The organism is Archangium sp. (assembly GCF_036388035.1).
In the GTDB taxonomy this organism is placed as follows: domain Bacteria; phylum Myxococcota; class Myxococcia; order Myxococcales; family Myxococcaceae; genus Archangium.
Genome location: NZ_DASVSO010000159.1, coordinates 1 through 6,058, shown reverse-complemented (window position 1 = coordinate 6,058; position 6,058 = coordinate 1). Strand labels below are relative to the sequence as shown.

Below are 6,058 nucleotides of genomic sequence, written 5' to 3'. Positions count from 1 at the left end.
GTGCCGGGGACGGACCCTCGGACGATGCGCTCCTGGGATGACATGGCCGAGGACCTGGCCCAGGCGCTGCGAGCGCGCGGGCTCTCCGACGTGGTGGGCGTGGGCCACAGCATGGGCGGCGTGGCCACCCTGCTCGCCTCGGTGAAGAACCCGGGGCTCTTCCGGGCCGTGGTGACGTTGGACCCGGTGCTGTTCACGGGCACGCGCGCCCTGGCCATCCAGGCCCTGAGCCTGCTCGGCCTGCGGAGCCGGATTCCCCCCGCGAGCCTCGCCCGGCGCCGCCGCGAGCACTGGAACTCCCGCGAGGAGGCCGCCGCGAGCTACCGCAAGAAGGCCCTCTTCCGGCACTTCGACGCGGAGTGCTTCCAGGACTACATCGCCCACGGCCTCACCGAGGCACCCGGCGGCGGCTTCCGCCTCACCATCCCCACGGCCTGGGAGGCCCGCATCTTCGAGACGTCTCCCCACGGTGTCTGGCGGCGACTGCGCTCGGTGGCGGTGCCGACGCTCGTGCTGCGCGGAGCGGACTCGGACACGCTCACTCCGGCCGCGCTGGAGCACGTCCAGCGGACCCTGCCCGGCGTGCGCACCGAGGAAGTCCCCGGCACCCACCTCTTCCCGCTGGAGCAGCCGGAGGCGTGCGGACAGCGCATCCTCTCGTTCCTCGGCGCGGGGCCTGAGCGAGCGGCACGACGTCCGGCGTCGCTCAACACGAGGCATTCTCCAGGGCCCGCAGGGGAATGACGTTGGCGGGCAGCGCGGCCTCCACGCCGAGCCGCCCATGGCTCACGAGGAAGGTGCGGGCGCGGAGCATCTCCGGCAGGTGCGGATCCGCATCGCCCCAGCACTCCAGGAAGGAGGCGAAGGCATGGGCCGCCTCGGTGAAGGCCTCCCGGGCGACGTGGACCTCGGCCAGGAGGAACCAGGCATGGCCACTGCTCGGCCGCTCCCGCACGAGGGCTTCGGCCAGCTCCAGCGCCTTGTCCTCCCGGCCGGAGCGGATCCGCGAGCGGGCCAGCGTCTCGCGCGCCGAACGGGAGAAGGCCGGAGGACCCACCGGGCGCAGCCGGCGCTCCAGCCGCATGGCCTTGATGAGCGTGGCCTCGGCGCGGGCGTGCTCCCCCTGACGCGACTCCAGTGCGCCCCGCAGCTCGCACGCCGCCAGCTCCACCACCCGGGCGACATCTCGCGGGCAGAGCGCGCGGCCTTCGCCCTTGCGCTCGTCGGCCAGCGGCGGGTGCAAGGACTCGAGTGACTCGCACATCCGCTCCGCTTCCACGAACTTGCCGGCCTCCAGGGCCCGCAGCCCCCGGGCGTATGCCTCCATGGCCGCGAGCAGGACGCGCTCGGGCAGCCCCGCCTCCGGGCTCAGCTCCACGCGGAGGTCCACCGCCGCACGCGGGAAGCCGAAGCGCAGGTGCAGGGTCGACAGCGCACCGGCCGCGAACACGAGGGCCTGTCCCGAGTGCGGCTTCACCGCCTCCACGCGGCTCCGCAGGCGGCGCGCCCAGGCCTGGGCCTCGCCATACCGTCCCGCGTCGGCGCACGCGACCGTGAGCAGGCGCAGCGCGAGGCTCGCCACGGGCGCGGCGGACTCGGGCAGGGACTCCTGGGAGAGCCAGGCCTCATCCACGGCCACCGCCGCCTCCAGCACCTCGCGCGCCTCGCGGACGTGGCCGGTGCGCAGCAGCAACCGGCCGGAGCCGAGCAGGGCCGTCCCGGCGCGAGGCGCCAGCAGCCGCAGACGACGCGCGCTCTCCAGGGCCGCCTCGGGGCGCCCGCTGTCCACCATCACCTGCACCCAGGCGTGGTGGACGCCCTCGTGGTGCGGGTGCGTGCGCAGCAGCTCTCGCAGCAGCGCCTGCCCATAGGGCTGGCTCATGGTGGGGCGTCCATCCGGCTCGTATCCCTCCGAGAGGAAACCCGCGAGCAGCAGGCGCGCCTCGGCGTCCTCGGGGAAGCGGTCGATGAGGGCTTCCATCTCGCGCATGAACCCGTGACGGCCGTTGGCCGGGCCCTTGTCGGCGAGGAAGGTGGCCGCGACGATGTAGCGCTGCTCGGCGTCCGTCACCCCCTCGCTGAGCGCGAGCGCCCGGTGGATGAGCTCCGCCCGGGCGGTCGCATAGCGCGCCCCGGCGCCCCGCGTCAGGGCCAGGCCCCAGTACGCCATGGCGAGCCCTGGATCCAACCGTGCCGCCTCCGCGAAGGAGCGCCGCGCCTCGGGCCCCCAGCCAAGGTGCAACAGGCGCAACCCCTGGTCGAAGTACGCCTGGGCCAGGGGCACCTGGGTGCTCACCCGCAGGTGCGCGCGTCCCAGCCCCTCGCGCAGCGGAGGCGTGGGCAGCTCCGCCTCCGGGACGTCATCCCAGGGACCGGAGGGAAAGAGGGAGGGATCCTCGGCTCGAAGGTGTCGCACCAGCATGGTGACCTCTCTCACGCCCCGAAGACGGGGGCAGATGCTTCGTCCACGACGGGCTGCTCCAGCGCGACCACGCGCTCGGCCAGCCGCCTCCACGCCGCCGCCAACGTCTCCACGGGAACCGGCGAGGCCTTGCGGCGTGCCGCGAGGCACTCGTGCCGCCAGCCGGAGCCCATCGTCTCCACGACCCACTCCTCGTACCCGGCCAACCAGCTGGCCAGCGCCACCACCGCGACGCGCGCGGCGTGGTGCTCGCACGGGGCCGTGGGCTCGTGCAGGGCACCACCGAGCCCCGACGCCTGGAAGACGGGCCATGCCACCCGGGCCTCGTCCACCAGGGCCGGGGAGAAGCCGTCGCGCGGGACGTAGACGGCCTCGCCGCACACGCGGCACAGCGCCCCGAAGCCCCACAGCGTGAAGGCCCCTTCCCCGGGCAGCACGCCCGAGTAGGCGCTGGTGCCCTGTTGCCCCGCGGGAATCCGCTCGCGGGTGAGACCGCGGCGCAGCAGCAGGTTGCCCTCGTGGGAGACATCGCGACCGATACACCACATGGACACATCGAACAGCCGCTCGCCCTCGCGTCGCATGTCCAGCGGGAGGGCCTGGGGAAGGAAGGAGCCCATCGCGTGTCTCCTCGGCTCGCCTTGCATCGTCGTCTCCTGTGCGGTGAATCGGGTGGGGACCGCGGAGCAGGAGGCGGTCAGCGCGCCTCCGCTCCGCGTCCGGTGAGCGGGGACGCTCAGTGCTCGTGCTCTTCGTCGTGCGCCGTCTCCTCGATGACGAGCGAGACGTTGGCCTGCGAGGTGGGGCCGAAGGTCAGGGTGTACGTGCCCACCTGCAGCGGGACCACGTAGCGGCCCTTGACCTCACCGCACTCCTCCGAGCTCGTCGCGGTCTCCTCGAATGCCACCTCCGCACCGGCCCGGGTGACCTTCACGGGCACGTTGGTGCCGAGGAAGAGGACGAAGTCGGAGGGCTCGGACACGGCGAACGACACCGAGCCGACGTTGCCCGTGGTGCCCCCGGTGCCCGCGGGAAGCGTGATGTCGTAGCGCTTGTGGTCGTTGCTCACGGCGGGGACAGGCGGCGCGTTGTCCGTCGGGGGGACCGTCGCGGTCACGGCGGCGCTGGGGCCCTCCTTGAGGTGCTCGCAGCCCTCGACGTCGGCCTCGTTGGTATTGCCGCAGGCGGTGAGCAGCGCGCTCGTCAGCAGGCAGGCGGACAGCAGCTTCTTGGTCATGGTGGTGACTCCAGGTGTGGACTACGGGGTGGTGCTACGAAGCCCTCACGCCCCCGTCCCGCGAACGGACAGGGACACCCGGGACATGAGGGAAGGTGTGCGCGGGCGCACGGCGGGAGGGGATCACGCTCGCTCACCGGAGCCCGAAATCGGAGATCCGGGTGCATGCACGGGCCGCGAACCCAGGGCCTCACGTGAGGCGAGGGGACGCGTCCGGATGCACGGAGGGAGTCTCCGGGCCTGGGTGCGCTTGGGCGATGCCCGGCGAACGCCGAGCGAGGGCGCTCAGGCCCGCGGCGGTGAGGACTTGGGTGCCACGTGGAGCCACGCCACCGGCGGCTCCCAGGCCACGCTGTCCGCCTCCAGCACAGGCCCCGAGGGGACCGGTGCTTCCAGCGACAGCATCAATCCGACGGACGGCGGCGCCACCCGGCGGAGGAAGACGTGCGCGCAGTGCGCATCCGCGCCGTGCGGCACGGAAGCCAGGGCCTCCGCGCGCGTGAGGCGCTCGTCCGCGAAGGACACAGGCACCTGTACTGGCGCGTCACCCGACTCGACCTCGGCCTCGTGCACCAGGTCGCCGTGCTCGACGCACGTGCCGTGCTGCACCAGGACGAAGTGCGCCGCGCTTCCCAGGTACGCCAGCGCGCAGAGCAGCACCAGCGGCAGCGCCAGCAGGCGCGACCGACGGGGCATCACGGACTCTGAGCGGTTCGGGTGGCTCACGGGAAACACGGTTTCAACGGGAATACAGGGACGCCCTTTTGTACGCCAGGGCGCCCTCGCGCGCAAGTGGTAGTAACGTGTGGATACAACTGCAATTGAGTTACATCAGACCGCATACCCCATGGCGCCCGCCTTCACCGGGGCTTCCGGGTCGAGCATCACGTTGACGCAGGCCACCGTCCCGCTGGCCAGGGCGCGCTCGAGCGCGGGACGGATCTGTGACGGTTCCGTCACGAGCTCGCCGTGGCCGCCCAAGGCCTCGACCACCTTGTCGTAGCGGGTGGGCCTCAGGAGTGTGCCCGGCGACTTGTCCTCACCGAACATCTGCACCTGCGGAATGCGGATCTGCCCCCAGGCGGCGTCGTTGCCCACCACGCACACCATGGGGAGGTTGAAGCGCAGCGCCGTCTCGAAGTCCATGCCGTTGAGGCCAAACGAGCCATCGCCCTGGATGATCCAATGCGTGCGCTCGGGGTGCAGCACCTTCGAGGCGATGGCGAACGGCGCGCCCACGCCCAGGCACCCGAGCGGGCCTGGATCCAACCACCGGCCCGGATTGCGCAGCTCGATCACCTTGGCCGCCATGGCCACCCAGTTGCCGCCGTCGGCGATGAACACCGGATCCTGCCCCGGCCCGTTGGCCACGTCCGACATGTCCTTCGCCAGCCGGTAGTGGTGGATGGGCACGCTGTCGTTCCGCGTCCACGCCTCGAGGTCCTTCTGCTTCTTCTGCTCGCGGCCCCGGAGCTGCGAGACGAACGCGTCCCGCTTCATCCGGGGCGCCGCGTCCGCGAAGGCGGTGAGCGCGCTGTAGCTGTCCGCGATGATGCCCACGTCCACCACGCGGTTGCGCCCCACCTCGACCGGGTCGATGTCCACCTGGACGATCTTCGACTCGGCGCTGAAGGTGGGCTCGGCGCCGTAGTTGAGCCGGAAGTCGAAGGGCGTGCCGATGACGAACACCAGATCCGCCCCGCTCAGCGCGTCCTTGCGCGTGTGCTGGAAGAAGAGCGGGTGGCTCGCCGGCAGACAGCCGCGGCCCGCGCCGTTGAGGAACACGGGGATCTGCGCCGTCTCCGCGAAGCGCCGCAGCGAGTCCCACGCCCCGTCCCAGTACACCGACGAGCCGGCGATGATGGCCGGGCGCTCGGCGGACTTCAGCAGCGCCATGGCCTCGTCCACCTTGCGCGGATCCGGCGCCTGCCGCGCGTCCGTGCGGTAGCTGCGGGGCATCTGCAGGCCGGACTCGTCCGTGGCGTTGCAGAGCACGTCCCAGGCCAGCTCCAGGAACACCGGCCCCGGCCGCCCGGAGAGCGCCACCCGGAAGGCCTTGGCCAGGTAGGCCGGCACCAGCTCCGGCGTGGGGACGCGATCCGACCACTTGGAGATGCGGTGGAAGAGGTCCACCTGCTCCATCTCCTGAAGCGAACCGCGGCTCTGGTTGAAGATGGGGGCCGCGCCGCCGAGCAGGATCATGGGCGAGCTGGCCGCGTGGGCATTGGCCACGCCGGTGAGGGCGTCCGTCACCCCGGGGCCGGCGGTGACCACCGCCACCCCTACCCCGCGCGTCACGCGAGCATAGGCGTCCGCCGCGTGGGCGGCCGCCTGCTCGTGGCGCGTGTCGATGACCTGGATGCCCTCCTCCACGCAGCCCGCGTAGATGGGGGCCACGT

The 6,058-nt window shown here is 72.3% G+C and carries 6 protein-coding genes; 1 reads left to right on the top strand and 5 read right to left on the bottom strand.

The features are described 5' to 3' along the window. The coding region (locus VF697_RS07090; RefSeq protein ID WP_331092735.1) for an alpha/beta hydrolase at nt 1-744 on the top strand (744 nt) is incomplete at its 5' end. On the opposite strand, the gene VF697_RS07085 is transcribed toward VF697_RS07090, so the two are convergent. The 5 genes from VF697_RS07085 to VF697_RS07065 form a co-directional block, all read right to left on the bottom strand. Further along, nucleotides 707-2,422 (bottom strand): tetratricopeptide repeat protein, encoded by a 1,716-nt coding sequence (locus tag VF697_RS07085; protein WP_331092734.1) that lies wholly within the window; start codon nt 2,420-2,422, stop codon nt 707-709. The genes VF697_RS07090 and VF697_RS07085 overlap by 38 nt on opposite strands. 11 nt (nt 2,423-2,433) lie before the next feature. Then, on the bottom strand, nt 2,434-3,042 hold the full coding sequence (locus VF697_RS07080; RefSeq protein WP_331092733.1) for a hypothetical protein: 609 nt from the start codon (nt 3,040-3,042) through the stop codon (nt 2,434-2,436). Nucleotides 3,043-3,158: 116 nt separating this feature from the next. Then, entirely contained in the window at nt 3,159-3,659 is a 501-nt protein-coding gene (locus VF697_RS07075; RefSeq protein WP_331092732.1) for a hypothetical protein, read from the bottom strand. A 285-nt stretch (nt 3,660-3,944) separates the two neighbouring features. Further along, entirely contained in the window at nt 3,945-4,355 is a 411-nt protein-coding gene (locus VF697_RS07070) for a hypothetical protein (RefSeq protein WP_331092731.1), read from the bottom strand. A 135-nt stretch (nt 4,356-4,490) separates the two neighbouring features. Next, nucleotides 4,491-6,058: thiamine pyrophosphate-dependent enzyme (locus tag VF697_RS07065; protein ID WP_331092730.1), on the bottom strand; the 1,568-nt coding region annotated here is incomplete at its 5' end.

Coding starts and splice junctions, on each gene's coding strand:
- VF697_RS07085 (WP_331092734.1), bottom strand. CDS start 2,422: ATGCTGGTGCGACACCTTCGAGCCGAGGATCCCTCCCTCTTTCCCTCC.
- VF697_RS07080 (WP_331092733.1), bottom strand. CDS start 3,042: ATGGGCTCCTTCCTTCCCCAGGCCCTCCCGCTGGACATGCGACGCGAG.
- VF697_RS07075 (WP_331092732.1), bottom strand. CDS start 3,659: ATGACCAAGAAGCTGCTGTCCGCCTGCCTGCTGACGAGCGCGCTGCTC.
- VF697_RS07070 (WP_331092731.1), bottom strand. CDS start 4,355: ATGCCCCGTCGGTCGCGCCTGCTGGCGCTGCCGCTGGTGCTGCTCTGC.